This is a genomic window from Caldanaerovirga acetigignens (assembly GCF_900142995.1).
Lineage (GTDB): Bacteria > Bacillota > Thermosediminibacteria > Thermosediminibacterales > Thermosediminibacteraceae > Fervidicola > Fervidicola acetigignens.
This window is the reverse complement of the sequence record NZ_FRCR01000009.1, coordinates 1-25,973: the sequence shown is the minus strand read 5'-3', so window position 1 is coordinate 25,973 and position 25,973 is coordinate 1. Positions and strand designations below refer to the sequence as shown.

29 protein-coding genes, 1 pseudogene and 1 other annotated feature (1 of these 31 running past the window's edge) are annotated in these 25,973 nt (G+C 43.4%); of the genes and pseudogenes, 21 read left to right on the top strand and 9 right to left on the bottom strand.

Features of this window, described 5'->3' with window-relative positions; all coding sequences use genetic code 11:
* Positions 1 to 65, top strand: a binding site (T-box leader); it begins 199 nt to the left of the window's first position.
* Between the two features lie 70 nt (positions 66 to 135).
* The 6 genes from ilvB (at position 136) to BUB66_RS07910 (ending at position 6,037) form a co-directional block, all read left to right on the top strand.
* The gene (ilvB, locus tag BUB66_RS07935; protein ID WP_073257291.1) at positions 136 to 1,815 is read left to right on the top strand and encodes a biosynthetic-type acetolactate synthase large subunit; all 1,680 of its coding nucleotides are present in this window, start codon (positions 136 to 138) and stop codon (positions 1,813 to 1,815) included.
* 98 nt (positions 1,816 to 1,913) lie between these two features.
* Positions 1,914 to 2,987: a M24 family metallopeptidase gene (locus BUB66_RS07930; protein WP_073257288.1), complete on the top strand. Its 1,074-nt coding sequence runs from the start codon at positions 1,914 to 1,916 to the stop codon at positions 2,985 to 2,987.
* A gap of 146 nt (positions 2,988 to 3,133) precedes the next feature.
* The gene (gene mobA / locus BUB66_RS07925; protein WP_073257285.1) at positions 3,134 to 3,742 is read left to right on the top strand and encodes a molybdenum cofactor guanylyltransferase; all 609 of its coding nucleotides are present in this window, start codon (positions 3,134 to 3,136) and stop codon (positions 3,740 to 3,742) included.
* 7 nt (positions 3,743 to 3,749) lie between these two features.
* Complete coding sequence (locus BUB66_RS07920; RefSeq protein WP_073257509.1) at positions 3,750 to 4,919, top strand: cation:proton antiporter; 1,170 nt, start codon at positions 3,750 to 3,752, stop codon at positions 4,917 to 4,919.
* Positions 4,894 to 5,253 (top strand): P-II family nitrogen regulator, encoded by a 360-nt coding sequence (locus BUB66_RS07915; protein WP_425291875.1) that lies wholly within the window; start codon positions 4,894 to 4,896, stop codon positions 5,251 to 5,253. Before BUB66_RS07920 ends, BUB66_RS07915 begins: the two co-directional genes overlap by 26 nt.
* Before the next feature lie 16 nt (positions 5,254 to 5,269).
* Entirely contained in the window at positions 5,270 to 6,037 is a 768-nt protein-coding gene (locus tag BUB66_RS07910) for a tRNA (adenine-N1)-methyltransferase (protein WP_073257279.1), read from the top strand.
* Positions 6,038 to 6,110: 73 nt separating this feature from the next.
* Here BUB66_RS07910 and BUB66_RS07905 read toward each other — a convergent pair whose 3' ends face one another.
* Genes BUB66_RS07905 through yedE form a run of 3 tightly spaced genes read right to left on the bottom strand, consistent with a single transcriptional unit; the run spans position 6,111 to position 7,684 of the window.
* Positions 6,111 to 6,389 (bottom strand): putative Se/S carrier protein, encoded by a 279-nt coding sequence (locus tag BUB66_RS07905; protein ID WP_073257276.1) that lies wholly within the window; start codon positions 6,387 to 6,389, stop codon positions 6,111 to 6,113.
* 7 nt (positions 6,390 to 6,396) lie between these two features.
* Positions 6,397 to 6,609 (bottom strand): sulfurtransferase TusA family protein, encoded by a 213-nt coding sequence (locus BUB66_RS07900; protein ID WP_073257273.1) that lies wholly within the window; start codon positions 6,607 to 6,609, stop codon positions 6,397 to 6,399.
* Entirely contained in the window at positions 6,593 to 7,684 is a 1,092-nt protein-coding gene (gene yedE / locus BUB66_RS07895; protein WP_073257270.1) for a YedE family putative selenium transporter, read from the bottom strand. The genes BUB66_RS07900 and yedE overlap by 17 nt, the downstream gene beginning before the upstream one ends.
* A 320-nt stretch (positions 7,685 to 8,004) precedes the next feature.
* Between yedE and selD the strand changes: the two genes are divergently transcribed.
* Together selD and plsY are read left to right on the top strand one after the other, a co-directional pair.
* Positions 8,005 to 9,042 carry a selenide, water dikinase SelD gene (gene selD / locus BUB66_RS07890; protein ID WP_084098922.1) on the top strand — a complete coding sequence of 346 codons (1,038 nt, stop codon included), beginning with the start codon at positions 8,005 to 8,007 and terminating at the stop codon, positions 9,040 to 9,042.
* A gap of 107 nt (positions 9,043 to 9,149) precedes the next feature.
* Positions 9,150 to 9,746 carry a glycerol-3-phosphate 1-O-acyltransferase PlsY gene (gene plsY, locus BUB66_RS07885; RefSeq protein WP_073257264.1) on the top strand — a complete coding sequence of 199 codons (597 nt, stop codon included), beginning with the start codon at positions 9,150 to 9,152 and terminating at the stop codon, positions 9,744 to 9,746.
* Between the two features lie 86 nt (positions 9,747 to 9,832).
* On the opposite strand, the gene BUB66_RS07880 is transcribed toward plsY, so the two are convergent.
* The 4 genes from BUB66_RS07880 to BUB66_RS07865 form a co-directional block, all read right to left on the bottom strand.
* Positions 9,833 to 10,072, bottom strand: a complete 240-nt coding sequence (locus BUB66_RS07880) for a thioredoxin family protein (RefSeq protein ID WP_073257261.1) — start codon at positions 10,070 to 10,072, stop codon at positions 9,833 to 9,835.
* Between the two features lie 76 nt (positions 10,073 to 10,148).
* A complete protein-coding gene (locus BUB66_RS07875; RefSeq protein ID WP_073257258.1) occupies positions 10,149 to 10,538 on the bottom strand; it encodes a putative zinc-binding protein in 390 nt (129 codons plus the stop codon).
* A 35-nt stretch (positions 10,539 to 10,573) separates the two neighbouring features.
* Positions 10,574 to 11,749: a permease gene (locus BUB66_RS07870; protein ID WP_073257255.1), complete on the bottom strand. Its 1,176-nt coding sequence runs from the start codon at positions 11,747 to 11,749 to the stop codon at positions 10,574 to 10,576.
* A 1-nt stretch (position 11,750) separates the two neighbouring features.
* Positions 11,751 to 12,095 carry an ArsR/SmtB family transcription factor gene (locus BUB66_RS07865; protein ID WP_073257252.1) on the bottom strand — a complete coding sequence of 115 codons (345 nt, stop codon included), beginning with the start codon at positions 12,093 to 12,095 and terminating at the stop codon, positions 11,751 to 11,753.
* 191 nt (positions 12,096 to 12,286) lie between these two features.
* Between BUB66_RS07865 and BUB66_RS07860 the strand changes: the two genes are divergently transcribed.
* Complete coding sequence (locus tag BUB66_RS07860) at positions 12,287 to 12,649, top strand: ArsR/SmtB family transcription factor (protein ID WP_084098920.1); 363 nt, start codon at positions 12,287 to 12,289, stop codon at positions 12,647 to 12,649.
* A 22-nt stretch (positions 12,650 to 12,671) separates the two neighbouring features.
* Positions 12,672 to 13,745, top strand: coding sequence for an ACR3 family arsenite efflux transporter (gene arsB, locus BUB66_RS07855; RefSeq protein WP_073257249.1), 1,074 nt, complete (start codon positions 12,672 to 12,674; stop codon positions 13,743 to 13,745).
* A gap of 106 nt (positions 13,746 to 13,851) precedes the next feature.
* Here arsB and hydF read toward each other — a convergent pair whose 3' ends face one another.
* Entirely contained in the window at positions 13,852 to 15,081 is a 1,230-nt protein-coding gene (gene hydF, locus BUB66_RS07850) for a [FeFe] hydrogenase H-cluster maturation GTPase HydF (RefSeq protein ID WP_073257246.1), read from the bottom strand.
* 151 nt (positions 15,082 to 15,232) lie between these two features.
* Between hydF and BUB66_RS07845 the strand changes: the two genes are divergently transcribed.
* The 10 genes from BUB66_RS07845 to BUB66_RS07800 all read left to right on the top strand — a co-directional run bounded on the left by BUB66_RS07845 (position 15,233) and on the right by BUB66_RS07800 (position 24,760).
* The gene (locus BUB66_RS07845; RefSeq protein ID WP_073257243.1) at positions 15,233 to 16,087 is read left to right on the top strand and encodes a DUF8173 domain-containing protein; all 855 of its coding nucleotides are present in this window, start codon (positions 15,233 to 15,235) and stop codon (positions 16,085 to 16,087) included.
* Between the two features lie 84 nt (positions 16,088 to 16,171).
* Positions 16,172 to 16,993 (top strand): diadenylate cyclase CdaA, encoded by an 822-nt coding sequence (cdaA, locus tag BUB66_RS07840; RefSeq protein WP_073257240.1) that lies wholly within the window; start codon positions 16,172 to 16,174, stop codon positions 16,991 to 16,993.
* Positions 16,986 to 18,191 carry a CdaR family protein gene (locus tag BUB66_RS07835; RefSeq protein WP_073257237.1) on the top strand — a complete coding sequence of 402 codons (1,206 nt, stop codon included), beginning with the start codon at positions 16,986 to 16,988 and terminating at the stop codon, positions 18,189 to 18,191. Before cdaA ends, BUB66_RS07835 begins: the two co-directional genes overlap by 8 nt.
* Before the next feature lie 44 nt (positions 18,192 to 18,235).
* Positions 18,236 to 19,576 (top strand): phosphoglucosamine mutase, encoded by a 1,341-nt coding sequence (gene glmM, locus BUB66_RS07830; RefSeq protein ID WP_073257234.1) that lies wholly within the window; start codon positions 18,236 to 18,238, stop codon positions 19,574 to 19,576.
* A gap of 332 nt (positions 19,577 to 19,908) precedes the next feature.
* Positions 19,909 to 21,738 (top strand): glutamine--fructose-6-phosphate transaminase (isomerizing), encoded by a 1,830-nt coding sequence (gene glmS, locus BUB66_RS07825; protein ID WP_073257505.1) that lies wholly within the window; start codon positions 19,909 to 19,911, stop codon positions 21,736 to 21,738.
* Positions 21,739 to 22,200: 462 nt separating this feature from the next.
* Positions 22,201 to 22,617, top strand: a complete 417-nt coding sequence (gene tnpA, locus BUB66_RS07815; protein WP_073257228.1) for an IS200/IS605 family transposase — start codon at positions 22,201 to 22,203, stop codon at positions 22,615 to 22,617.
* A complete protein-coding gene (locus BUB66_RS12360) occupies positions 22,618 to 22,881 on the top strand; it encodes a hypothetical protein (RefSeq protein WP_198409406.1) in 264 nt (87 codons plus the stop codon).
* Between the two features lie 10 nt (positions 22,882 to 22,891).
* Positions 22,892 to 23,680, top strand: coding sequence for an RNA-guided endonuclease InsQ/TnpB family protein (locus BUB66_RS07810; protein WP_198409405.1), 789 nt, complete (start codon positions 22,892 to 22,894; stop codon positions 23,678 to 23,680).
* Entirely contained in the window at positions 23,676 to 24,113 is a 438-nt protein-coding gene (locus BUB66_RS07805; protein WP_073257225.1) for a sigma-70 family RNA polymerase sigma factor, read from the top strand. Before BUB66_RS07810 ends, BUB66_RS07805 begins: the two co-directional genes overlap by 5 nt.
* A gap of 83 nt (positions 24,114 to 24,196) precedes the next feature.
* The gene (locus BUB66_RS07800) at positions 24,197 to 24,760 is read left to right on the top strand and encodes a DUF2703 domain-containing protein (RefSeq protein ID WP_073257222.1); all 564 of its coding nucleotides are present in this window, start codon (positions 24,197 to 24,199) and stop codon (positions 24,758 to 24,760) included.
* 35 nt (positions 24,761 to 24,795) lie between these two features.
* Here BUB66_RS07800 and BUB66_RS07795 read toward each other — a convergent pair whose 3' ends face one another.
* A complete protein-coding gene (locus BUB66_RS07795; RefSeq protein ID WP_073257219.1) occupies positions 24,796 to 25,629 on the bottom strand; it encodes an alkaline phosphatase family protein in 834 nt (277 codons plus the stop codon).
* A 154-nt stretch (positions 25,630 to 25,783) separates the two neighbouring features.
* Here BUB66_RS07795 and BUB66_RS07790 point away from each other — a divergent pair.
* Positions 25,784 to 25,973, top strand: a pseudogene (locus BUB66_RS07790) (transposase); the annotation flags it as partial.

Genomic DNA, 25,973 nt, shown 5'->3' with positions numbered 1-25,973 from the left:
CAGAGGTCCGCAACCGCAAGGTGCGGATGAAGAGGGTGGTACCGCGAAGGCCCTTCGCCCCTTATTTTAATAAGAGGCGAAGGGCCTTTTTTAATTTGGCAAAAAATTATACTTTTATAAGAGGTGGAGAAGGAGATGACTGGAGCGGAAGTACTTTTAAAAGCTCTTGAAGATGTGGGTGTAGAGGTCATATTCGGATTTCCGGGAGGAGCCGTGCTTCCTATTTACGATGCGCTTTACAACAACAGGAAGATAAAGCATGTCAGGACAGTCCATGAACAAGGAGCTGCCCATGCAGCGGACGGATACGCCAGGGCAACCGGAAAAGTAGGGGTGGTGATGAGCACTTCTGGTCCGGGGGCCACCAACTTGGTGACGGGCATAGCCAACGCGTATATGGATTCCGTACCTATGGTAGTGCTGGCCGGTCAGGTTTCTACCGATTTGATAGGGAAGGATTCTTTCCAGGAAGTGGATATATGCGGGATTACCCTGCCGATAACGAAGCACAGCTTTATGCTGAGGGACAAAAGGGAAATATTGAAGACTGTGAAAGAAGCTTTCCACATAGCGAAGTCGGGCAGGCCGGGTCCTGTAGTCATAGAACTGCCTAAAGACATAATGGCTTCGGAAACCAATGTGGAAGAACAAAAGAATGACATGAACCCATCTTTTAAAGCGCTTTCAGAGAAAATAAATTATATCAAATTTGAAAAAGAGAAAATTGAAAGAGCTGTGGAAATGATAATGAAGTCGGAAAGACCGGTAATTTATGCCGGCGGCGGTGTAAAGCTGTCAGGCGCTTTTTCAGAACTGAAGAATCTTGCAGAAAAGATACACTGTCCCGTCACAACAACTCTTATGGGTATCGGATGTTTTCCGCACGACCACGAGCTTTACCTTGGGATGCTGGGTATGCACGGCAACCCATGGGCAAATCTTGCGGTTAGTGAATGCGACCTTTTAATTGCGGTAGGGGCCCGGTTCGACGACCGGGTGACGGGAAAGACCGACGAGTTTGCAAAAAACGCCAAGATAATCCATATCGACATAGATTCTGCAGAAATAGGCAAAAACGTGAGGGCGGACCTTTCCATGCATGGAGACGCGAAAGAATTGCTTGCTGTGCTCGCTGAGGTTATTCCGGAAAAACGTCACGATGATTGGTTAAAGAGGATTGGGCATTTTAAAGGTAAGTATATTTTAAAAGATCCTGAAAATGGCTTGACCCCAAGGTTCGTAATAGAGGAAATAAACAAACTCACAGAAGGCAAGGCAATAATAGCGACGGAAGTGGGACAGCATCAGATGTGGGCTGCTCAATATTACAAATTTGAAGATTCTTCGAGTTTTATAACCTCGGGTGGCCTCGGTACGATGGGTTTCGGTCTCCCTGCGGCCATAGGTGCAAAAGTAGGAAGGCCTGATAAGGTTGTTTTGGATATAGCGGGTGATGGAAGTTTCGAGATGAACTGCCATGAGCTTTTAACGGCCCTGAGGTACGATATACCAGTAATAGTGGTGGTTTTTAACAACAAAAGCCTTGGAATGGTCCGGCAGTGGCAGGCAATGTTTTACGGGGGCAGGTTTTCCCATTCGGATTTGGGGGATGAAGCCGATTATGTAAGGATAGCCGAAGGATTTGGTGCTGCAGGGTACAAAATTACGAGGAGAGATGAAGTGCGCGAGACGATAAAAAGGGCAATAAATGAAGGAAAACCGGCTGTCGTCGAGGTAGTGATAGATAAGGACGAAAAGGCAGTCCCGATAGTCCCCCCTGGGAAACCCATATATCAGATGCTGGGGATAGATTGATATGATAGAAAAAATTGATGTAATTGAGAAGATTTCTGATATAATTAAACTGTCGGTATAGTGAGAGAAAAAAGTAAGAGTACAAGGAGGGATACTTTTTGAACGAGGAACGACTCAAAAAAATTCTAAAAGAGATGGAAAGGCAAAACGTACCGCAGCTTCTAATCTCCGACCCCGCTTCGATATTTTATCTTACGGGGAAGTGGATACATCCTGGCGAAAGGATGCTTGCGCTTTATATCGATGCCGGCGGAGAGTGCAAGCTTTTTGTCAATGAGCTTTTCCCCGTCAGCGAAGATTTGGGACTAGAAAAAATATTTTTTAACGATGTAGAGGACCCTGTGGAGCTTCTCTCAAAGCACGTAAAAGAAGGGGAAACTTTGGGTGTGGACAAAAACTGGCCTTCCCGGTTTTTATTGAGGCTCATGGAATTTAAGAAAGGCTGCAAATTTGTCGTCTCGGATATAGTCGAAAAAGTGAGAATGAAAAAGGATCAGTCCGAAATTGACTTGATGAGGAAATCATCTAAGATAAACAGCGAAGCTGTAAAGAAAATTTTAGAACTGATACCGAAAGGGTGTACCGAAAAAAAGATGAGACGGATGCTAATTGAAATTTACGAAGATTTAGGGGCCGACGGCTTTTCCTTCGAGCCCATCATCGCCTATGGTGCGAATGCTGCAGACCCCCACCACGTTCCGGGAGACTTTACTGTTAAAGAAGGAGATTCGATTGTAATAGATATCGGTTGCGTAAAGGATTCCTACTGTTCTGATATAACTAGAACTGTGTTTTACAAAAAAGCTTCGGAAGAGGCTAGAAAGATATATAGCATTGTGTTGGAGGCCAACATGAAGGCGATTGAAGCGGTTAGACCCGGTGTGAGATTTTGCGATATAGACGCGGCTGCGAGAAATTACATCGAAAGTGCCGGCTATGGCCGATATTTTACCCACCGAACAGGGCATTCAATAGGGATAGAGGTGCATGAGTTTGGTGATGTCTCTGCAGCGAACATGGAAAGGGTTGAGCCGGGCATGATATTTTCGATAGAACCGGGAATATATATACCCGGAAGGCTTGGGGTAAGGATAGAGGATTTGGTTGTGGTAACTGATAACGGGTGTGAAGTATTGACGGTTTGCGATAAGAATCTTACCATAATAGAATAGCATTAACATTAAAATTAATTTCTTGAGCAAATGAAGGGCGGGCAAAAGCCCGCCTTTTACCATTATGAATTGCTGTTTTTTGAGAAATATCTGCTATAATATAGTATAGTGCTATCGCGAGTGCCATTGCGGAGGGGAAAAAGCGGATGAAGGAATATTCGGCGGTTGTGTTGAACGGCGGAGAATCATCACGCATGTCAATGCAAAACAAAGGGTTATTGAAACTCGGGGGAGTTACAATATTAGAAAGGATAGTAAACGTATTAGAACCTCTTTTTTGTGAAGTCTTAGTCATATCCAACCATTCCGAGCATCTGGATTTTTTAAGAAATCGGTGCCTTTTATTTAAAGATGATATAATAGGTCTAGGCCCCCTGGGAGGGATATATACAGGCCTTAAAAAAATGCGGTGCGAGATGGGTTTTTTTGTGGCATGTGACATGCCTTTCTTGAATCCCGAGCTGATACTTTTTTTGATTGAAAAATCTTATGGATTTGATGTGGCTTGTCCACGGTTTGGTGAGTTTATAGAACCGCTCCATGCACTATATTCAAAAAAATGCATTGCTCCTATTGAGTATATTATAAATAAGAAAGGGACAAAAAGAGTAAGGGACCTTTTTTCCCAAGTAAATACCCGCTATGTAGATTTGCCAAAAGACAAATTCTATCCCGAATTTTTTAACATAAACACTTGGGAAGATTTTGAGAAAGCAAAGTTTTACTACGAGCAATATAACGAGATAAGGGGGTAAATTGCCTTTGAATTTACTAGAACTTGCTATTGTACTTGGAGTCGCTAGGATTGGAAGTTACGTAGCGGCAAGGTTACGACAAGTCAATGTTTTGGGGCAGATAGTGGCAGGACTTATCATTGGTCCTTCGTTATTAGGCCTTGTTCATTCTGAACACACCCTTGAGTTTATGGCCGAGATAGGCGTGGTGCTCTTAATGTTTTTGGCTGGCCTTGAGACCGATACGTCCGACCTTTTAGCGTCTGGATTTTCCTCCGCGCTTATAGCTTTGGGAGGAGTAGTGCTTCCTTTTCTATCAGGGGTTGCAGTTGGGCTTGCCGCAGGAATATCCCTGCCTGAGTCGTTGTTTTTAGGGACGATGCTTACCGCGACTTCAGTCAGCATAACAGTCCAGACATTAAGAGAAATGGGAAAGCTTAATTCCAAAGAAGGGATAGCTATCCTGGCTGCAGCGGTTATCGACGACGTTTTGGGCATTCTTCTTTTGACTTTTGTAATAGGGTTTATAGCGGGAGGGACCAATATCCTGCCGCTTGTTGAAAAGATTGGCGGATTTACAATTTTTATAGTTGGACTTGCAATAGTATTTAGCAGGTGTGAGAATTTGATAACAATGTTTATGAGGCCCGGCAATCGGTTTATAACATTTAGCATGGTAATTTGCTTTGCTGTAGCATATTTAGCTGAAAAAGCTGAAATTGCGGCAATTACAGGAGCTTATGCAGCCGGTTTGATTTTTTCAAATTATAAAACGAAAGATAAGATTGCAAAGGGAATAGAAGACCTGGCGTACTTGTTCTTTACCCCTATTTTTTTTGCAAGCATAGGATTGAAAGTTGACGTAAGGACTATGATAGGGGGGATAGGATTTAGTGTAGCCGTCATAATCCTAGCGGTCCTGGGGAAAATAATCGGCTGCGGCATTATGGCAAGACTGTCGGGGTTTGACTGGAGGGAGAGTCTTACAATTGGCGCTGGAATGGTGCCGAGGGGTGAGGTAGCTTTAATCATAGTGAATATGGGCCTTAAAAAAGGAATCGTTTCTCCTTCGCTATTTAGCGCTTCAGTTATGATGGTACTTGTTACCACTTTGCTGGCACCGCCGTTGATAAAATTATTTTTCAAAAAGGAGAGGGTAGGCAGTGTACTTAATGGTAATAATTCTCAACAAGCCTGAACTTTTGAAAAAGCTGCTCGGGGTCATGAAGAAAAATGGTGCTAAAGGTGCGACGGTACTCGACTCTATGGGGCAAGGAGTAATCATGAAAAGTTTTGAAGAGGAAAGACCTATGATAGCCAGCATAAAAAAATTAAAAGAAGAAGGGCTTTTTGTAAATAAGACTGTACTTTCTGTGATTGAAGATGCAGAAACTCTTTATAAAATAGCAGATGCAATAGAGAGTGAAATAGGTAGTTTTACTGAAGACAGCAAGTTGGGTATAATGTTTTCGATACCCCTCAATATGGTGAGAGGTGGTAGACTAGGCCGCTACGAAGGACTATTCGAATAAGAAAGGAGGCCCCAAAATGCAGTCGGGATTTTCGACAAAAAGAGTTATAATTGGACCGGAAGGCTTCAAAAAAGTGGTCGATGTGGCATCGCCGAATAAAATAGGATTGCCGAACGGCCAGATAAATTCAAAAGAACTTGCTGAAATTAGACCAGGGGGTAGTTTCGAAGTAAAGGGCACTGTTTACCATGTTCTTAGTTGTGATACGTTCGATTATGTAATGTATTATCTTAAGCGCCGAACTCAAATAGTCTATCCTAAAGAAGGGGCCTACATAATGATGCGGCTCGATATATTTCCCGGGAAACGAGTAGGAGAGGCTGGGACAGGCTCGGGTGCTTTTACAGTATGCCTTTCCCGGGCGGTGGGCCCGGAAGGGCGGGTCTATACCTACGAACAGAGAGAGGAATTTTATAAACTTGCCGAGAAGAATATAAGGAGTTTTGCTGAATTCGACAATGTAGTAATGCACAATAAATCTATTGCCGATGGAATAGAAGAAGAGGACTTGGACGCCTTTTTCCTTGATGTTCGAGAGCCGTGGGATGTTATAGGGGAGATAAGAAAAGCGTTAAAGCCTGCCGGACATCTTGGGATTATAGTCCCCACTACGAACCAGGTTACGCAGACCATGGAAGCGCTGGAAAAGGGCGGTTTTTACATTGTCGAAGTCGTAGAAATTATGATGAGAAAATACAAGCTGGTCCCGGAAAGGCTCCGTCCGGAGGACCTGATGGTGGGGCACACGGGCTACCTTATTTTTGCGAGGAAATTGGGCGAATAAAAAGGGCAGTTGAGGAAAAACTGCCCTTTTTTGCTTGGGTCCTGCAAAATACGGGATGGGCTTAATTACCCATTCATGAGTAAACCTTCCACTTTTTCACCAGACGGGGCTTTTCTTTAGGTTGGTCGTAAATGTAAATCGAGTCGTATTCTAGCTGCAAATTGTCAATGGTACCGATTAAAACGCTTTCCTCGACAAAGTTAACTCTGGCCGCCACACCGCAGCTTGAGCTTATTTCTCTTGGCACCGGTACCAGTTGAAAGGATATGCCGGTCCCTTTCATCCTGGATTCGAACCTTAAAGCATGGTGAACCGAAGGAAAGGTTATCATGAAAAAGGGATAATTTACCATCAGTGGTCTACCTCGCAATTTTTATTGTGAATTCTTCGCCTGAATTTATTATTTCCACGTTATATCCCAAATTCCTCACAAGTCGGCAGACATTTTCCCTGGCTGTGGGATTGTCGACCAGAACTTCCAGATTTTCTTCGGGAGATTCTTCGAGAGCTTTCTTTGTCAATACGACGGGTATGGGACATGAAAGTCCCCTGGCGTCAAGCCTTCTGGACATTGAGAAATTCACTTCCTTTCTTTTGGAAAATATCAAGGGAGACGTTTAGAGCTGCTATGATAGTGAGTAAAGCTATTCCCACAATCACTGCCACTTTGCCGTTTAACCCGACCCCATTCGCAGATGCGGCAAGACCGAAATTATGCGAAAAGGCCGCGCCGACAAGCATCCCGAGAAAAGCTACTGCAGCGTCGGTGTCACCCTCGCCTGCCAAGATGCACTGCCTTAGAGGGCATCCACCGAGGAGGGCCGACCCGAATCCCGCGAGGAACATCCCGAGAAAATTCCACAAATGCATGCTGTGAGCTATGGGTTGGTTAGCAAACCCCGGATGAAATTTGCCCAGTGCCAGATTTAAAACTAGTGCCGTGATGAAAATACTGATGAATCCCGAGAAAAGATGGAAGTCTCTTAGAAGGAAAATATCTCTTATGCCCCCTTGCATACAGAGGCGCGATCTTTGGGCAAGAATCCCGATAATTAATCCAGCTGCGAGGGACGCAATAAACGGAGCCTTCATAGAACCGGGGCCTTTTTGGCTGAAGAAGATGAAGGAAGGTGAAAATGCAACTAACATAAGTAAAAAAACCGATATGGCGGGCATCAAATAAGCATTGCCTTGTGGGATTTTATAACTTCTACCGAGTGAATAGCCTTTCTTGATGAAAAAAAGCCCGTAATAAATCCCAAGGGCAAAACCGACAAATGCCGGGATCGCATTTAAATCTCCGGCTGCAAGCCTCAAAACCATGCGAAGGGGACATCCGAGAAAGGCTAATGCCCCTACCATGACGAAAAATCCTATGATAAAACGAGTGAGCGGGGCAGAGCCGCCACGGGCTCTAAATTCACCAGATATTAGAGATATGATGAAAGAGCCGAGGATAAAGCCGGGCACTTCGGGCCTTATGTACTGCACTGCTTCAGCTCTGTGAAGTCCCAACCCTCCTGCGATGTCCCTTATGAAACACGCTACACAAATGCCTTGATTTGGCGGATTTCCTAATACGGTTAGCATCACGGCTAAAGCTCCTACAGCGATGCCGGAAAAAATAACCACTCTCTTTTGATTCAAATTATGCACCTCCCCAAAATTGTGATGATATTCACTATGTTTCATGGAAATTATATTAAAAATATTTCAAGAATACCAATTGAAAATAGGAATTTAGCGCTAGGAAACAATAGAAAATTTCAATAGCTAAATAGTGTGCAGTTTTTCAAAGTTGAAATGTCAAAGATTGAAGTTTTAGGGTGGTTTGATATAATTGTCTTAACGATAAAACCTGAGATGGCGAATATTCAATGATGTAAAACATCGGGGCCGGAAAAATAACAGAAATATAAGGTGACACAAAGTCAAGATTTTTCCGGCTGGATAGGAGGTGAAAAACGGTGGAAAAAAAGATAAAACTTACGGAACTCACTTGCAGCTCTGGATGAGCGGCGAAACTTTCGCCTTCGGCGCTGTCGCAGGTTCTGCGGCAGTTACCAATTATGAAACACGAAAATCTGCTAGTGGGCCTTGAGACCTCTGATGATGCTGCGGTGTATAAGATTGCTGACGACCTTGCCATTATCCATACCATAGATTTTTTTACACCCGTTGTTGACGACCCTTACCTTTTTGGACAAATTGCGGCCTGCAATGCCTTGAGCGATATCTATGCGATGGGTGGAAGACCTCTTCTTGCTCTGAACATAGTCGGCTTTCCGGAAGATTTGGTGGAGGACGTGCTTCCTATTGTGTTAAAGGGTGGGGCGGACAAAGTAATCGAAGCAGGGGCTATAATAGCGGGAGGCCATTCCATAAAGACACCGGAACCTATCTATGGCCTTTCGGTTATAGGTACAGTACACCCGGCAAAAGTGCTTACTAATGCTGGTGCAAAGCCCGGCGATGTGCTTATACTCACAAAACCCCTGGGTACGGGAATTTTTACCACAGCCATAAAGGCCGACATGGTTGACGATGTATCTGTTAAAGAAGCAATAGGTGTTATGAACACCTTGAACAAAGCGGCTTCCGAGGCGGCTATCAAAGTAGGGGTAAACGCTGTTACCGATATTACGGGTTTCGGGCTGCTGGGTCATGCGTATGAAATGGCAGAAGCGTCGGGAGTTACGATAAAAATAGAAGCCGAAAAAGTACCGGTTATTTCAGCGATTTTCGAATACGCATCTATGGGGCTTTTGCCGGCGGGGCTTTACGCCAACAGGAGATATCTGGAGAACAAGGTTATATTTTTAAATGATATAAAAGAGGAACTGCAGGATGTTTTCTTTGACCCGCAGACTTCTGGAGGACTTCTGATATCCTGCCCCGAAGAAAAGAGCGAAATTTTGATAAAGGAGCTCAAAAGAAGCAATGTTGAGTGTGCAAAGATAGGACATGTTCAACAAAGAGCTGAATATTACATTATAGTGGAATAAAATGGGCATATTAAAAATACGGCCCATTTTTGTTTTATTTTGTTTATATTTTCTATATCAATTTATGGTAGAATTAAAATATAAAAGGCAAAAGGAGGCGAAGTGGATTGATTAAATTTTTAATTGCGGGAATAATAAGTTATATTATAGGGTCTATTTCTTCAGCTCATCTTATTTGCAAAAAATATTACGGAATAGATATACGAAAATACGGAAGCGGAAACCCCGGCACCACCAATGTCCTCAGAGTGGTCGGGAAAAAGGCGGCGGCTATTGTATACGTGGCCGACTTCATGAAGGGATTTCTTGTGGCTTTAATAGCTAAATTAATTTGGGGCGATACGCTGGGGCTTTTTTGCGGACTTTTCGTAATTATCGGACATGACTGGTCGCTTTTTCTTAACTTCAACGGCGGGAAAGGGATAGCCACGAGTATGGGGGTTGCATTCGCCCTTGCTCCTAAAGCTGCCCTATTTTCGACGGCTGTTGGAATAATTGCTATAGCTGCAACACGGTATGTTTCGTTAGGTTCAATATTTGGAAGTGGAAGTTTCCCTGTAATCCTTTTGTTATTGAGATATCCGGCAATTTACGTCATATACGGAATAATCATGGCTGCAATAGCCATATACAGACATAGGAGCAATATAGAGAGGCTTTTTGCCGGAAAGGAACATAAACTTGGAGAAAAGATTGAACGGTGATTGTCAGGTAATGTGAAAAATTACGGATTGCATAAGTGGTAAGGAAAGCCGCTTTTAGATCTTGTGACCTAAAAGCGGCTTTTCAATTAAAGATAATTTTGCAGGATTTCCTTTATTTCATCCTTTGTTGCTACTTTGCCGGAAACCTTAACTTCGCCGTTTACTACAAGTCCCGGAGTAAACATGATATCGTACTCCATAATTTTGTTTACATCCTGTACCTTTTCGATATTTGCCGTAATGCCAAGTTCCTGAAGGGCTTCCCGCGTATTTTGCTCGAGGGCCTTGCACTTTGGGCATCCTGTGCCTAAAATTTTAATTTCCATGATTTTTTACCTCCCTGAATGTTTAATTTCTTTATCTTTTAAAAACCGGCGTAATTATTCTATTTCTATTTGCCGGTTAAGATGCATAGAAGTTTTGAGACCATTTTCGGATAAAATTTTCAACTTCTTCCATCAAGACGTCGAGTCCGGTTTCGTCAGAGAAATTCTTGTTTTTCTTCATATCACATTTTTCCGAAACTACAATTTCGTCATCAGGTTTGATACCCACTGATTCTAAAGCCTTTGTGGCACACCTTATTTCGCAACCATTTAATGCAAGATATGCATCAGACTTTTTAGCATTTTCAATTATTCCTGGTATACCTAAGGGAAGCCCTAAGGCACAGACAAAATTTACATTTTTATGCGCTTCGCATGCTTTAACAGTAGCTTTTGTCGTCATAATTCCTACATTACAAGCACCTGAGCAGGGAAGGATCCCAATAATTTTTTCGCTGTTATTCACAAATATTCTTCCTTTCTTTTTTTGTTTTTTTATTCTTACACTAATGCGCCGAATATATAACCGGTCAATGTGGCCATTATGACTACCAAAGACACATAGGTTATAGTCTTTTTAGAGCCAAGCACACTGTTTATGACCAGCATATTCGGAAGGCTTAAGGCAGGACCTGCAAGTAGCAAGGCCAGGGCCGGGCCATGTCCCATTCCTGAGCCAAGAAGACCTTGAAGTATGGGAACTTCCGTGAGCGTTGCAAAATACATAAACGCACCGACGATCGAAGCGAGAAAATTTGCCATAATAGAGTTGCCACCTACGATTGTTGCTATATATTTAGCAGGAATTATTCCTGCGTCTACATTAGGTCGTCCCATGAGGAAACCTGCAATAAGAACTCCGCCGAAAAGAAGCGGCATTATCTGTTTCGCAAAGCTCCAAGTTGATTCGATCCAAGAGACGAGCTCTTCCTTTTTAAACCATGTGTATAGGATGCCCCCTAGAGTTATCAACAGAAGCGATGTGATGTACCACTTTACGTTATATACTGTACTGAAAAAACCTGCTGGTTGTGCGGGTTTTCCCCATGCTGCAAAAATCAATATCAATACTAAGTTGAGAAAATAAATTACCTCTTGATACAATTTCCTGCCTTTTTCCTCTCCGGGAGTCAGGTTCATATTGAGCTTTTTTGTCCTTTCCCTATCTTCTCTGCCATACAGTAGCTCCATTATGAGTCCAATTACAACTGCAAAAACTACAGCTCCTATAGCCCTTGCAACTCCCAGTTTCCATCCCAGGATGCGGGCGGTCATGATAATTGCGAGCACGTTTATAGCAGGTCCTGAATATAGGAAGGCTGTTGCCGGGCCGATTCCTGCTCCCCTTTTATAAATCCCTGCAAAAAGTGGAAGAACCGTGCAAGAACATACGGCAAGTATGGTGCCGGAAATAGATGCCACGGCAAAAGATAGCCATTTTTTCGCATCGCTTCCAAAATATTTTATAACCGCAGCTTGAGATATGAAATTTGCGATAGCACCTGCTATAAAAAATGCAGGCACTAGGCATGTCAGGACGTGTAGCCTTGCATAATCCTGTAGCATGTAAAGGGACTCGAGAACGGCGCCGGTAAACCTGGGGTTTGAAAGGGGCATATAATAAGCAAATAGAAAGATGACCACTATTGTGAGGAATTTCTGCCATTCTTTCATTATTTTATTTTTCCTCCTTCATAACTTCAATTTTCTTTAAAGACAACGCAAATTTGGCATTTATATCTGCTTGGATGACTTGATTGGCACATCTGAAAAAGTCTACTATACAAGGCATTCTTATCTTATAATTCACCATAAGGCCTTCTTTTTTACTCTCTATGATTCCTGCATTTTTCAAAATACTAAGATGCTTAGACACGGTAGGCTGGTCTATTTTTAAATTTTCGCTTATATTGCAAACGCACATCTCACCTTTAGTGGCAAGCAGCTCTATGATTTTTATCCTTGTCGGGTGGGATAAAGCTTTGAAAATTGAAGCATACATATCGTAAATCTCGTCGGACACTTATTAGTTTACCTCCTTTTAACAATAACTGTAATTTTCTACATTCCTATATTAGCATATAGAAAAATACTTGTCAAGAATAATTGACTTGGACATTTAAGTAATTTATAATATAAGAAAATACTTATATGTTGTAAATAAATGCTAATTAAAAAGGAGGTGGAGAGGAAATTATTACTAGTCTGGAGAGATTGCAAAGGATTATTAAAGCAATGAGTCAAAGTACACGCCTTAAGATCTTAATGCTCTTATCCAATAATGTACTATGTGCATGTGAATTGGAATATATCCTCGGAATTACGCAGTCAGCAGTTTCACAACACATGAGGATATTAAAAGAAGCGAATTTAGTTAAAGAATTCAGAGAAGGACAATGGGTATTTTATGCTCTGAATGAAGAATGTCTAAAAGAGGCTGGTGAAAAATTAAAAATAATTGCTTCCGGGCTCATGTCAAATGAAGGGATAGAAAGGGAAATTGAAAAGCTTGAATATCTTAAAGAACATCCAATAATTAACTGTGATAGACCAGCAATTTTTAAAAAAAGATTATAAAATATTTGGGGGTGACTATTTGATGGAAAATACGCTGGAAAGAAAAAAAGGAGGTTTAGGCTTTTTTGAAAAGTATTTGACGGTATGGGTAATCCTTTGCATAATAGCGGGCATATTAATAGGTCAAAAACTCCCTGCTTTTCCAGAGTTCTTGTCGAAATTTACTTATGCACAAGTCTCAATTCCTGTAGCTATTCTTATATGGTTCATGATATACCCGATGATGGTGCAGATAGATTTTTCAAGCGTATTAAGGGTTGGAAAAAATCCTAAAGGGCTTGCCATAACTTTAGTTACTAACTGGCTCATAAAACCGTTTACCATGTTCTTTTTTGCGTGGCTCTTTCTTAAAAATGTTTTTTCTCCTTGGATATCGGCCGACCTTGCGCAACAGTATTTAGCAGGAGCCATATTCCTTGGAGCTGCTCCTTGCACAGCCATGGTGTTTGTTTGGAGCTATCTCACTGATGGAGATCCCAACTATACCCTGGTTCAGGTGGCCATAAACGACTTAGTGCTGCTTTTTGCTTACGCTCCTATAGTCATGTTCCAACTCGGCCTTGCAAAGCTCCGAGTTCCTTATGAGACGATAATACTTTCTGTCATACTTTACGTAGTAATACCACTCACAGCAGGATATTTGACTAGAAATTACCTAATAAAAACAAGAGGTATGGAATGGTTTGAGAAAACTTTTCTTCCTATGTTAAAGCCTTTCACAATAATCGGTCTTTTACTTACCCTCATTATAATATTCAGCTTTGAAGGAAAGTATATAATTGAAAACCCGATACACATCCTCCTGATAGCTGTGCCCTTGACTATACAGACCTATTTCATCTTCATTCTTGCTTACGCTTGGGCGAAACTTTGGAAGGTAGACAGGTCCGTGGCTGCACCGGCAGCTATGATAGGAGCGAGTAACTTTTTCGAACTGGCTGTAGCCGTGGCCGTTTCCCTTTTTGGATTGGAGTCGGGAGCTGCCCTCGCAACGGTAGTTGGCGTTTTGGAAGAAGTGCCAATAATGCTTAGCCTTGTGGCTATTGCCAACAGGACAAAACATTGGTTTCCCGAGCATGAGAGAAAAAAGACATAGCTTTTAAATGGGGTGCTAAAAAAGTTTAAGGAGGGGATTTCTTAAAAATCCACCTCCTCAAGTTTTATTCCTCAGACCGTTGCCCAATTTCAAGACGGTTCTTTCATTATTTTGATAATCTAACATTTAACGGCTCTAATGCCCTTTCCAGTATTCCCAATGCATAGGCGATGAATACCCCATAATTCACAACAGGAATTCCTTTTTGCTTTAGAATGGAAAGCCTGTACAGCATTTCCCTCCTATTTATCATGCACCCACCGCAATGAATCACCAGTTTGAAGTCCTCCAAGTTTTCAGGGAAACCAAAGCCGCTGGACCATTCAAATTGTACATCAAAGCCAAGTATCTGCCTTAGCCACCTCGGTATCTTTACCGTTCCTATGTCGTCTTCCTGCCTGTGATGGGTGCAGGCTTCGGAAATCAGCACCTTATCGCCGGGCTTTAAGTTTTTTATGGCCTTTACGCCCTCCACAAGCTGCGCCAGGTCGCCTTTGTAGCGGGCAAAAAGTATCGAGAAAGAGGTCATGGGGATATCCCTGGGGGTGTCCTGAGCCACTCGGGCAAAGGCCTGGGAGTCGGTCACGACTATTCGAGGCTTTCTGGCAAGGGAGGATAATGTATTTTTCAGCTCGGTCTCCTTGGTGACTACAGCAATGGCGTTGTGGTCCAGCACATCCCGTATAGTCTGCTGCTGGGGAAGGATTAGCCTGCCTTTGGGAGCAGCTTTGTCGATGGGTACCACCAATACCACGATGTCGCCCGGGGAAATAAGGTCGCCAATAAGAGGATGCTCCGGGATGCTCGATGGAGCTTTGTTTATTATCTCCCGCTTGAGTTCCTCTATGCCCTGCCTTTTCAAGGCGGACACTTCTATGAGGTTAATATTCAGCCTTTTTTCCCAGTTTTTCTTATCTTCAGGTGTGTATCCGGCAACATCGCACTTGTTTACAACTCCGACTACTGGTATGTTTTTCTCCCGAATCCTGCCCAGGATTTCCACGTCAAAGTCGGTGACTCCTGCCGCGCCGTCTATTATTAAAACTGCAAGGTCCGTCTTATTGAGCACCTGGTAGGTCTTCTTTACCCTAAGTTCTCCGAGTGCGCCCTCGTCGTCGATACCTGCAGTGTCAATTATGACGACGGGGCCTATCGGTAAAAGTTCCATGGCTTTGAAAACCGGGTCAGTGGTGGTGCCGGCTACAGGGGACACCAGGGCTATATCCTGGTTGGTTATAGCATTTATTAAACTTGATTTGCCGGCATTCCTTCGGCCAAATATGGCAATATGGAGCCTGCTCGCTGTAGGCGTTTCGTTGAGGCTTGCTTTTTGCAATTTCCATCGACCTCTCTATTAAGTAAAGTTATTGTAGATTTATGCAAATCAATACTTTAAGTTAATTATATCACATATTGAGAACAACTACGATAAATGTTATTATCATATTAAGCAGCTTTTGTAATTTTCTGGAGAAGGAGGAGTTTGATTGCGGAAATATCTTATTGCGCTCTTTGTGGTTTTTTTCCTTTTTCCGGCCTTTGCCAATGGAGACGGAGGCAACATAGCGCAAATAGGAGAGGATGTAGTGATAAATGCAGGTGAGGTTTTAAACGGCGATGCGGTGGCGATTATGGGTGACGTGATTATAAATGGCAGGATTTCGGGTGATGCCGTAGCAGTAATGGGAGATGTGATTGTCAGCGGAACCGTGGAAGGTGACGCCACAGCTGTGGGCGGCAGGGTCATAGTCGAAGAAAACAGCAGGGTGCTAGGGAAGATAAACCAGGTGGGTATGGCAGGCGGCATCGGCGAAGTTTTGAGGAATCTGGGGAAGTACGGGTTTTACTGGAACCCTAAAATGTTGGGTCGAACCTACTTTCCCCAAACTACGATATTTAATTTTTTGCGCTTCCTAGGCATTCTGGCCCTCGGAGCCCTGACTATAGCCTTGTTTCCAAATAACGTGAAAACGGCTGCAAATACTGTTGACAGGGATGCTTTCGGCAAATTAATAAAAGGGCTTGGTTTAATGCTGCTCATACCGGTAGTCGTGCTGCTTTTAGTGTTAACGCTTATCGGCATTCCTTTGATACCAGCTGTCATGCTTTTGGCGGCTATAGCGGGATTTTTTGGATATGTTGCTGTAAGTGTGTTTATGGGGAGAAGGTTAAACGAACACGTTCGCATAGCTTCAAATCTTCTCACCGAATATCTCCTTGGAGCTTTGGTGCTCGGGTTGGTACAGCTCATGCCTTTCTTAGGATGGATCGTTTCCCCGGCGGTATTCATATTATCCTTAGGAATAACCTTTGATTCCAGATTCGGGACAAGGGGAGTGTAGAAATTTTATTTATCAAAAAAAACATTAACAAGAAATTATCATGTTATAATAGTGATGAGTAGATTACATCCATGAGGTGGAAAAATGTTTTTTCAGGTTCTTGAACTTTTCAAAGGTTTTAGGCTGATGGACCTTGTTGATATAGCGATAGTTGCCTACGTATCCTATAAAGCCATTCAGCTCATTCGGGGTACGCGTGCAGTACAGCTCATACGGGGAATTATAGTATTCGTTGTTTTTACTAAATTTAGTGAATGGCTCGGACTTTATACTATTAACTGGCTTTTGAAAAACGCGATGACGGTGGGTGTGATTGCGCTTCTCGTTGTTTTCCAGCCGGAGCTGAGGAGGGCACTGGAACAGCTCGGAAGGAGCAAGTTTTTTTCAAGTTCCCTTTTCGGATTGGGAGAAGAGGAACTCAACCTCCTCATAGATAACTTAGCCCAGGCAGCGGAGGAGCTTTCGAAAAACAAAATAGGTGCTTTGATAGTATTGGAAAGAGAGACAGGCCTTAACGAATATATAGAAACGGGGATAAGGATTGAAGGTTATCTCACTGCAGAACTCATTATAAACATCTTCATCCCCAATACTCCACTGCACGATGGTGCTGTAATAGTAAGAAATGATAAAGTTATGGCGGCGGGTTGTTATTTGCCCATGACGGAGAATCCAAACTTAAGCAAGGAACTGGGGACCAGGCATAGGGCTGCTCTGGGGGTTACCGAACAATCGGATGCAGTTGCGATAATAGTTTCGGAGGAAACAGGCGTTATCTCAGTCGCTAGAGAAGGCAAATTGAGCAGGTACCTGGATGTAAAGACTTTGAAAAATGTGCTGAAAGAAGTCTATCAGATAGGTGATAGAAAATCAAATTTCCTGCACTGGAGGAGATTAAATGGGTAAGTATTTCTCCGGTGATGTAGCTTTAAAGATATTGTCGGTGCTGGTGGCCTTTGTGCTCTGGCTTTATGTGATGAACGAACAAAATCCTCAAGTTACTTATGTAGTAAGGAATGTGCCAATTCAGTTAAAAAATTTGGATTATACAAGCCTTGCGCTAAAAGATCCATCCCAGCAGCACTTTGTAAATGTAAAAATTAGAGGCCGGCGAAGCGTAATAACGGGACTTAAACCCGAGGATATCGCTGCCGAGGCAAACCTTCGAGGCAGAATTGAAGGAGAAAACATGGTACCTGTCAGCGTAAATGTCCCACCAAATGTTGAACTGCTGGATTATTCTCCAAAAGAGATAGTGGTGGTTTTGGAGGCGGTAATCGAGGAGCAATTACCGGTTTATGTAGAAATTAAAGGAGTGCCTGCTGAAGGCTTTGCAGCCAAGTCGCCTGCATCTACTCCACAGGCGGTTTTGGTAAGAGGCCCAAGGAGCCTTGTGAACTCCTCTCGAAGAGCTGTAGTGGAAGCGGATATTAGCGAAAAAAACAACATGGTAATCGCATCACTCCCGGTGAAGGTTGTGGATGCAAAGGGCAATGAACAAAAAGGGGTTACCTATAGGCCCGAAACGGTGGAAGTGAGGATACCCATAGTGCCGGTGGCTACTTTACCGGTCGTGCCAAATATAAGAGGCAATCCTGAAGAAGGATATATGGTTAAAGAAGTAAGAGTTGAACCTTCGGTGGTTATGGTTACCGGCAATGTTGAGGTTTTAAAAAATATAAACCAAATTTCCACGGAACCGATAAACGTAAGTGGACTTTCCCAAAACGTATCGGTAGAAGTTGGGCTCAAGATGCCATCAGGAATTCAGCTTTTTGATGAGGCATTGAGCAAAGTAAGGGTGTTGGTGGAAATCGAAAAGACTGATATGAAGGCATTAAGTTTCACCGGCCATGATATTAGTTTCAGGAATTTACAGGCCGATTTGAGGGCAATTCCTGAGGATAGAGAATTTTTATTGACAGTTCAAGGGCCTAACAGTATCATAGAAAAGGTGGACGTAGATTCGTTTAAAATCTATGCTGATGCAGCAGGACTCCCGGAGGGTGAATATATTCTGAAGGTAAAAGCCGATGTTCCGGAACCTTATGAGCTGGTAAGCATAGAACCCGATACTGTTAAAGTAACTATAAAAAGACAATAAAAAGACAATAGAAATCTGATAAAGAGTACGGAGAGGAGAATTCCATGGGAGAAAGGCTTTTTGGCACGGACGGAGTGAGGGGCATTGCAAACAAAGAACTTACACCCTTGCTGGCCTTTAAGCTCGGCAGGGCAGGGGCTTATGTTCTTTCGGAAAATAACAGAAAGCCGACCGTGGTGGTTGGAAAGGATACGCGCATATCTGGAGATATGCTGGAAGCTGCACTCATAGCCGGAATTTGTTCTACCGGGGCGAACGTTGTAAAAGTTGGCATTGTCCCAACGCCGGCGGTAGCATACCTGACCCGCCATTTTGGAGCTGACGCAGGAGTGGTTATTTCCGCTTCCCACAACCCTGTGGAATACAACGGAATTAAAATTTTCGACAGTGAAGGCTTTAAACTTCCCGATGCGATTGAAGATGAAATCGAGGCCTTGTTAAATGATTGCGATGACCGGATAAAAAGCCCAACAGGGCCGGAAGTAGGTAGGGTTTTCAAGGAAGATGGTATTCGCCCTTATGCGGAATTTATAAAATCCGTAGCCAATCGCGATTTTGCAGGTATTAAGATAGCATTGGACTGCGCAAACGGCGCAGCATATAAGGTAGCTCCGCTGGTATTCAGAGAGCTGGGGGCGGAAGTCTTCGTCATAAACGACTGTCCCGATGGGTGCAATATCAACGTTAATTGCGGTTCTACCAATCCTAATATTATATCGCAATTTGTAAGAGATGTTAAGGCCGATGTGGGCCTTTCTTTTGATGGCGATGCTGACCGGCTCATTGCATGCGACGAAAAAGGACAGGTAGTTGACGGAGACCACGTAATGGCCATAAATGCGGATTACATGAAACGCCGCGGACTCTTGAAGAATGATACTGTAGTGGCAACAGTTATGAGCAATATGGGATTTGAAGTGGCGTTGAAGGGTAGGGGGATTAAAACGGTAAGGACTAAAGTGGGGGACAGATATGTGCTGGAGGAAATGCTGAAAGGAGGCTACAATCTGGGAGGAGAACAATCGGGGCACATAATCTTTCTAGACCACAATACTACTGGGGACGGCATATTAACGGCGGTAAAATTACTTTCGATAGTGGCGGAATCTAGAAAACCTTTGTCTGAATTGAGGAATATAATGAAAGTGTACCCCCAGGTGTTAGTAAATGTAAAGGTGAAGGACAAGGCTGGTTACGCTGAAAATGAAAGAATAAAAGAAGTGATTATAAAAGCCGAGAATTTATTGGGAGAAAACGGACGCGTCCTGGTTCGGCCGTCGGGCACCGAACCTCTAATCCGGGTGATGGTAGAGGGAGAGGACGAGAAGATTATAAACGAACTGGCCTTGCGGCTAGCCAATGTGATAAGAGAAGAACTGTCTTAAATTGACTCTTTTAAAGGAGGTGATGGAAGTCGAAAGCACTGGTCGACACGTTTAAAAAAAGGAGGAAGGGGGAGATATAGCATTAATTAAGAATATGAGTTTTTAATTAAAAAAACGGAGACCTTAAAAAGCGCCTGAGCTCTCGGAGGAATTTTCTTCGGGAGCTGACGAGGATGGGGTTTATCGAAATTTCGGCGGATGCCCCACGGTGGCCTGTCACCGTAAGAGGCCTACAAAACCGGCGAGCGATCGCCGGGACAAAGGGGTCTTCAGCAGGATGAATCGTAATGTTTTGAACCTTGAAAATTAAAAAGAAAGGCAGGAAAAAAGTTATGTGCGGAATTGTCGGCTATGTGGGAGACAGGGAAGCTGCTCCCATTTTGATAGATGGGCTAAAGCGGCTGGAGTACAGAGGCTACGATTCGGCGGGTATCGCTGTGTACAATTCGTGCAGCATGAAGGTGGTAAAAAGCGAGGGCAAGATAAAAGTTTTGGAAGAAAGGCTGGGGGGAGCTTATCCCGAAGGGCATATAGGGATAGGTCATACCCGGTGGGCTACTCACGGAAGGCCTTCGGATGTCAACGCACATCCCCACAGCGATTGTAGCAGGGATTTTATCGTGGTACACAACGGTATTATCGAAAATTTCCAGGAGCTAAAGGAATGGCTGGAATCGCAAGGACACAGGTTTGAGTCCGAGACCGATACGGAAGTTGTCCCGCATCTGATTGAGCATTTTTACAAAGGAGATTTATTCGAAGCGGTAAAGATGGCTGTAAAAAAGCTCGAAGGGTCCTTTGCCCTGGGCGTGATTTCCAGCAAGGAGCCGGAGACGTTGGTGGCTGCTCGCATGTCAAGCCCGCTCATAGTTGGCCTTGGAGAGGGCGAGAATTTTGTAGCATCGGATATTCCAGCCATCCTTCAGTATACCCGTCGCGTTTACATCCTTGAAGACGGGGAGATGGCGAAGATAACCAAGAGCAGCGTCGAGATTACGGACTTTGAAGGTAATCCCGTGTTCAAGGAAGTATTTGAAGTGAAATGGGATGCAGTGGCAGCGGAAAAAGGCGGATACCCCCACTTCATGCTGAAGGAAATCCACGAGCAGCCTAAAGCCCTGCGGGATACCATGACAGGACGGCTCTATCCCGAAAGGGAAGAAGTGCGGCTGGATGATATAAAGATAACTAAGGAGGAATTAGAAAATTTCAAGAAAATATTCATAGTAGCCTGCGGAACGGCCTATCATGCGGGCGTAGTTGGAAAATACGTAATAGAAAAACTTGCCCGCATACCTGTAGAAGTCGACCTTGCCTCGGAGTTTCGCTACAGAGAGCCCATGGTAGACAAGGATACTTTGGTGATAATAATCAGCCAGTCCGGAGAAACAGCCGACACTTTAGCGGCGCTTCGCGAATCCAAAAAACTAGGGGCTAGGGTGCTTGCAATAACCAACGTCGTGGGCAGCTCCGTTTCCCGGGAGGCCGACGATGTGCTATACACATGGGCCGGCCCAGAAATTGCCGTTGCTTCTACCAAGGCGTACAGTACCCAGCTCGTTGCTCTGAATTTAATAGCTCTTCACTTTGCAAAACTTCTTGGGACCATTTCCTGTGAGGAATTCGCCGAAATTGCACTGGCTTTGAAAAAGCTGCCTGACCAGGCAAAGGTCATCCTTGATTCTGAAGGCGAAATCAAAAAAATGGCCGAAGAGTACGCTCAAAGAGAACACATATTTTATATAGGCAGGGGTCTAGACTACGCAGTAGCTTTGGAAGGGGCGCTGAAGCTGAAAGAAATCTCTTACATCCATGCTGAAGCTTATGCTGCTGGCGAACTGAAACACGGCACTCTGGCCCTGGTGACGGAGGGTGTGCCGGTTATATCCCTGGTAACGCAGGAGCATTTGTACGAAAAGACCCTGAGCAATATTAAGGAAGTCAAGGCAAGGGGTGCGGCCGTAATTGCCCTTGCCAATGAAGGAAACAAAGATATTGCAAAATCTGCGGACCATGTAATGTACATCCCCAAAACCCACCCGATGCTGACGCCAGTGCTAGCCGTTATTCCGCTGCAGCTTTTCGCATATTACGCCGCCGTTGCTCGTGGCTGCGACGTGGATAAGCCGAGAAACCTCGCCAAGAGCGTAACGGTGGAATAAGCTAGTTTTGAAAAAGTGATTCTTGTTGTATATTTCAAATAAACCTTTTCCGCGTGCGAAAAAAGTAGTTCTGTTTGGGTAGGGAAAAGGGAAAGGGTTTAAGGGTCAAGCAGCATTGAACAAGAAGGGGGATAAGTGGTAAAGCCTTGATAGATGAGGGTTTTACGCCACTTATCCCTTTTTCCTTTTCTCCTTAACACTGCCCATTCGGAAAGACTTTTTTCACACAAAATAGGGCAGTATTTGGGAAAATTTAGTATAAAAACAGCTCAATTACGGAAAAACTTTATTGCCTCCCAGGAAATGCCAGGCAGAGTTTGTGCGGGTTTGAGGGATTGGAAATGGAAAAGGTTTTTTACAAATCAACACGAGGGGCAGTAATCCCCCTCAATTTATTGAGGGGATACACGGACCCTTCGCCCTGGTATTGACAACCGTTTTGCGGTATGTTACCATAATGGTATGAAGAGGGAAACTTGGAAATCAACCGGAACAGCAGTTTACAATATAAATTACCACTTTGTATGGTCAACGAAGTACCGCCGTAAGGTATTGTTACCACCAGTAAACGAAACCCTGAAGGGAGCAATTACCACTCTCTGTAAGGAACATGGCTACCAGTTGCTGGCTTTGGAGGTTATGCCCGACCACGTACATGTCTTTCTTTCTGCTCCTCCTAAGATAGCTCCGGCGGTGATAGCCAAAATATTAAAGGGTTCCACGGCTCGCCAGCTCTTTGTAAAGCATCCGGAACTTAAGAAAAAGCTCTGGGGCGGGCATTTATGGAACCCAAGCTACTATGTAGGTACAGCCGGAGAGGTCTCCAGCGAGACTATCAGGCTGTACATCGAAGCTCAAAAAACAGAGGGAGGTGAATGAGTGCCTCTAATCACACTCAAAGCCCAAATCCATGCGGACCCGCAGACTGAAGCTGTCCTGAAGGACGCCATGTTCTGTGCCACCAAGGTCTACAACGGGCTTTTGTGGCATCTGCGGAAAGAGCACAAGGTTATTTTTCTCCGCTCAAGTACGTGCAGAGTGGATTCAAAGTGGAAGGGGATAAAGTCAACTAAGTCTGGGCACCAACCGGGAAGATGGTGTAAGACAAGTCTCTTTCCGTATATCTCACCGTCCCGATATTGAATACGAACGGGTGCGTGAACTTTCCATCATCTACGACAAGGATTCCGGGCGAATAGAAGCCCGTCTGGTGGTGGAAGTTAAGGCCTGCGAAAACAACGGGACGGGGAAGGCAGCGGTAGACCTTGGTGAGACGGTCCTTATAGCTTGCGCTTTTGACGATGGTACGGTAATGCTTTACTCCGGCAGGTTCATCAAGTCGGTGAGGCGGTACTGGCAGAAGGTGCGGGCAAGTCTCCGGCAGAACTCCCGCAGGTGGAAGGAGATAGCACATAGGGAAAGAAAACAGGTAGAGCAGTTACTGCACATAGCCGCCTCCCATTTTATTGCGGAATGCATACGGCGGGGCGTGAAGGAGATAGCCATTGGTGACCTTAACGGGATCCGTCAGGGCATTGACTATGGAGACCGACTGAACCAGCGATTGCATGCCTGGCCGTACCGAAAGCTGATTGATATGCTTAAATACAAAGGGGCACTGGCGGGAATTCTGGTACGGGATAACGTAGATGAGAAGAGCACGTCCATCACTTGTCATGCCTGCGGGAAAGTTGTGGCTTCCAACCGGAGGCACCGGGGTTTGTATGTATGCTCCTGCGGGTGGAGAACACAGGCGGATATAAATGGTGCCCTGAACATCTACGAAAGGGCGTATCAGGTATCTCCCGTGAAGGGGAGTAGTGGCCGTGTGGCGCGGCCCGCGGTCGTGTCATATCTCCTAGGATGGCACGGCGTCGCCGAACCGAAGCGCGAAGGTGAACCTTTGCGTGCATCCGTTTTAGGATGCCCCTCAATTTATTGAGGGGAGGACGTCACACCAACTAAAAGACAACAATAGAATATATGCATGGATTTATCAGATAACAAGAAACTCGATTTTCGATTATTATAGAAAGAAAAGAATTGAGACTGATATTTTGGATTTACCTGAAAAAGGTATCACCATAGATGATGAAGACGAAATAATAAATGAATTAGTCTTATGTCTTAGAAATATGATCGAAAACCTTCCAGATAAATATAAACAGGCTATTATCCTAACAGAATTGGGCGGTTTGACCCAAAAAGAATTGGCTCAAAAACTGGGGATATCCATATCGGGGGCAAAATCAAGAGTTCAACGGAGGAGAAGGATGTTGAAAGAAAAGTTTTTTGAGTGCTGTGAGTTTCAATTTGATAGATTTGGGAATGTTATTGAATACCAGCATAAAGAAAGCAGTTGTAAATATTGCTGAATCTTATTAAATATTTGCGTCCTTTTTTAAAAATCTACGTCTATAAATAGTGAAGATAATGTTTATGGATGGAGGTTTTTATTATGAGGTGCTGTGAAATGCAAAGGAAGGACGCCTGCTGCAGTACAAATTGCGGGTGTGAAGAACCAAGTTATTTTACTGAAAAGAAAAAAATTATAATCGACTTTATGTATCTGGATTTAAGCGTATGTGACAGATGCCAGGGTACAGAAGGCAGCGTTGAAGAAGCCATTGATGAAGTTAAAAGAGTGCTTGAATTAACAGGAGTTGAAGTTGTTGTAAACAAAATTCACATTGATAGTGAAGAAAAGGCCATACAGTATAGATTTGAGAGTTCACCTACCATCCGAATCAATGGAAAAGATATACAATTAGGAACGAAAGAATCCCTTTGTGAATCATGTGGTGATTTATGTGGAGATGAAGTAGACTGCCGAGTATGGATATATAATGGCAAAGAATATAATGTTCCGCCTAAAGCAATGATAATTGACGCCATACTTAGAGAAATATATGGCAACAATGAATCATGGGATAATGATGAAAATATAAGAAAGCAGAAATATGAGCTTCCTGAAAATCTTAGAAAATTTTTTAAGGCCATGCGGGAAAAGGGTGAAAAGTAACAGCAAAGAAAAATGTCTTGATCCTCTAATTCATTTCAATTATTTCTAAATACTTTAATATTGAATGATATCATTTTTGAACTAGTATTAACACCTAAAATTTCACATATCATTGGTGCAATAGCAGTCTGAGGAATTGTTATATCATTGTAGCCTGGCTTAAATAAATTGCTTATACAGAAAAGTGGAATAATTCGCTCTTCTTCTCCTGTTCCTTGATGCAGCCCGTCATTTCTCATGCCATGATCAGATGTAACTATAATGTGATATCCCTGGTCAATCCATGCTGTTAAAAACCATGCAAGCAATCCATCAACAATTCCAGCCTGAGCCTTGTATTCTTTAGAATTGCTTCCATAAATATGTCCTACATAATCCATTCCCATAGTATGAATTAATAAAAAATCAGGATCATAATTTTTTCTTAAAATTTCTCCATCTACAAATACATGAGAGTCAGGATAAGAATCTTCAAAATAAAATTTTCCATATTGTATAGGATTTTTTTCATTCATCTGTTCCCTATCACATATTGGATCAAATGGAGCTTTGTTATAAAGCTCGCTTAAAAAATAATAAGCAGATGCAGATGTTTTCAAACCTTTATCACGAGCTAGGTGAAAAATACTTTCATTGCTTGAAAGTCTTATACTTTTATTAGTTGTTATGCCACTGCAACAGGGCACAACTCCCGTAAAAATAGTCTCATAAAGTGGCCTCGAAAGAGGAGGAAGTTCCGTTTCTACTTTATATAGAGCACCTATACCTTTTTCAACTAGATGATTCAAAAAACCCATTTCGTTAAAAGCTGTTTTGAAAGACAAGCCGTCTATCAAGATCATAATTGTCTTATTGATCTTTTTAATCATATAATTCACTCCTATGGTTAAACAGATACATTGTTATGTTCATTTTTTACAAAAATCCCGCCAGAATGCCCCCGATTTTAATCGGGAGATGAATGGCGACTTGCTATTTTTATCCGGTTATGCTAAAATTTAAGCAAACCGGAGGAGATACTATATGCAGACAGTAACACTAAAGGTAAAACTCCTATCCCCAAACAAAGGCAAACTGGAGAAGATGGTTCGCATGCTGGAGACATACCGCAAAGCCTGCACCTGGTTCCTGGAACAGGCCGAAACTTTGAACACTACCAGCAGGGCAAAGTTAAACCGGGAAACCTACCACAAAGCCTGTGAACTATTCGACC

Coding starts and splice junctions, on each gene's coding strand:
- ilvB (WP_073257291.1), top strand. CDS start 136: ATGACTGGAGCGGAAGTACTTTTAAAAGCTCTTGAAGATGTGGGTGTA.
- mobA (WP_073257285.1), top strand. CDS start 3,134: ATGAAGGAATATTCGGCGGTTGTGTTGAACGGCGGAGAATCATCACGC.
- BUB66_RS07915 (WP_425291875.1), top strand. CDS start 4,894: ATGGTAATAATTCTCAACAAGCCTGAACTTTTGAAAAAGCTGCTCGGG.
- BUB66_RS07910 (WP_073257279.1), top strand. CDS start 5,270: ATGCAGTCGGGATTTTCGACAAAAAGAGTTATAATTGGACCGGAAGGC.
- BUB66_RS07905 (WP_073257276.1), bottom strand. CDS start 6,389: ATGGTAAATTATCCCTTTTTCATGATAACCTTTCCTTCGGTTCACCAT.
- BUB66_RS07900 (WP_073257273.1), bottom strand. CDS start 6,609: ATGTCCAGAAGGCTTGACGCCAGGGGACTTTCATGTCCCATACCCGTC.
- BUB66_RS07880 (WP_073257261.1), bottom strand. CDS start 10,072: ATGGAAATTAAAATTTTAGGCACAGGATGCCCAAAGTGCAAGGCCCTC.
- arsB (WP_073257249.1), top strand. CDS start 12,672: ATGGAAAATACGCTGGAAAGAAAAAAAGGAGGTTTAGGCTTTTTTGAA.
- cdaA (WP_073257240.1), top strand. CDS start 16,172: ATGTTTTTTCAGGTTCTTGAACTTTTCAAAGGTTTTAGGCTGATGGAC.
- BUB66_RS07835 (WP_073257237.1), top strand. CDS start 16,986: ATGGGTAAGTATTTCTCCGGTGATGTAGCTTTAAAGATATTGTCGGTG.
- glmM (WP_073257234.1), top strand. CDS start 18,236: ATGGGAGAAAGGCTTTTTGGCACGGACGGAGTGAGGGGCATTGCAAAC.
- glmS (WP_073257505.1), top strand. CDS start 19,909: ATGTGCGGAATTGTCGGCTATGTGGGAGACAGGGAAGCTGCTCCCATT.
- tnpA (WP_073257228.1), top strand. CDS start 22,201: ATGAAGAGGGAAACTTGGAAATCAACCGGAACAGCAGTTTACAATATA.
- BUB66_RS07800 (WP_073257222.1), top strand. CDS start 24,197: ATGAGGTGCTGTGAAATGCAAAGGAAGGACGCCTGCTGCAGTACAAAT.
- BUB66_RS07795 (WP_073257219.1), bottom strand. CDS start 25,629: ATGATTAAAAAGATCAATAAGACAATTATGATCTTGATAGACGGCTTG.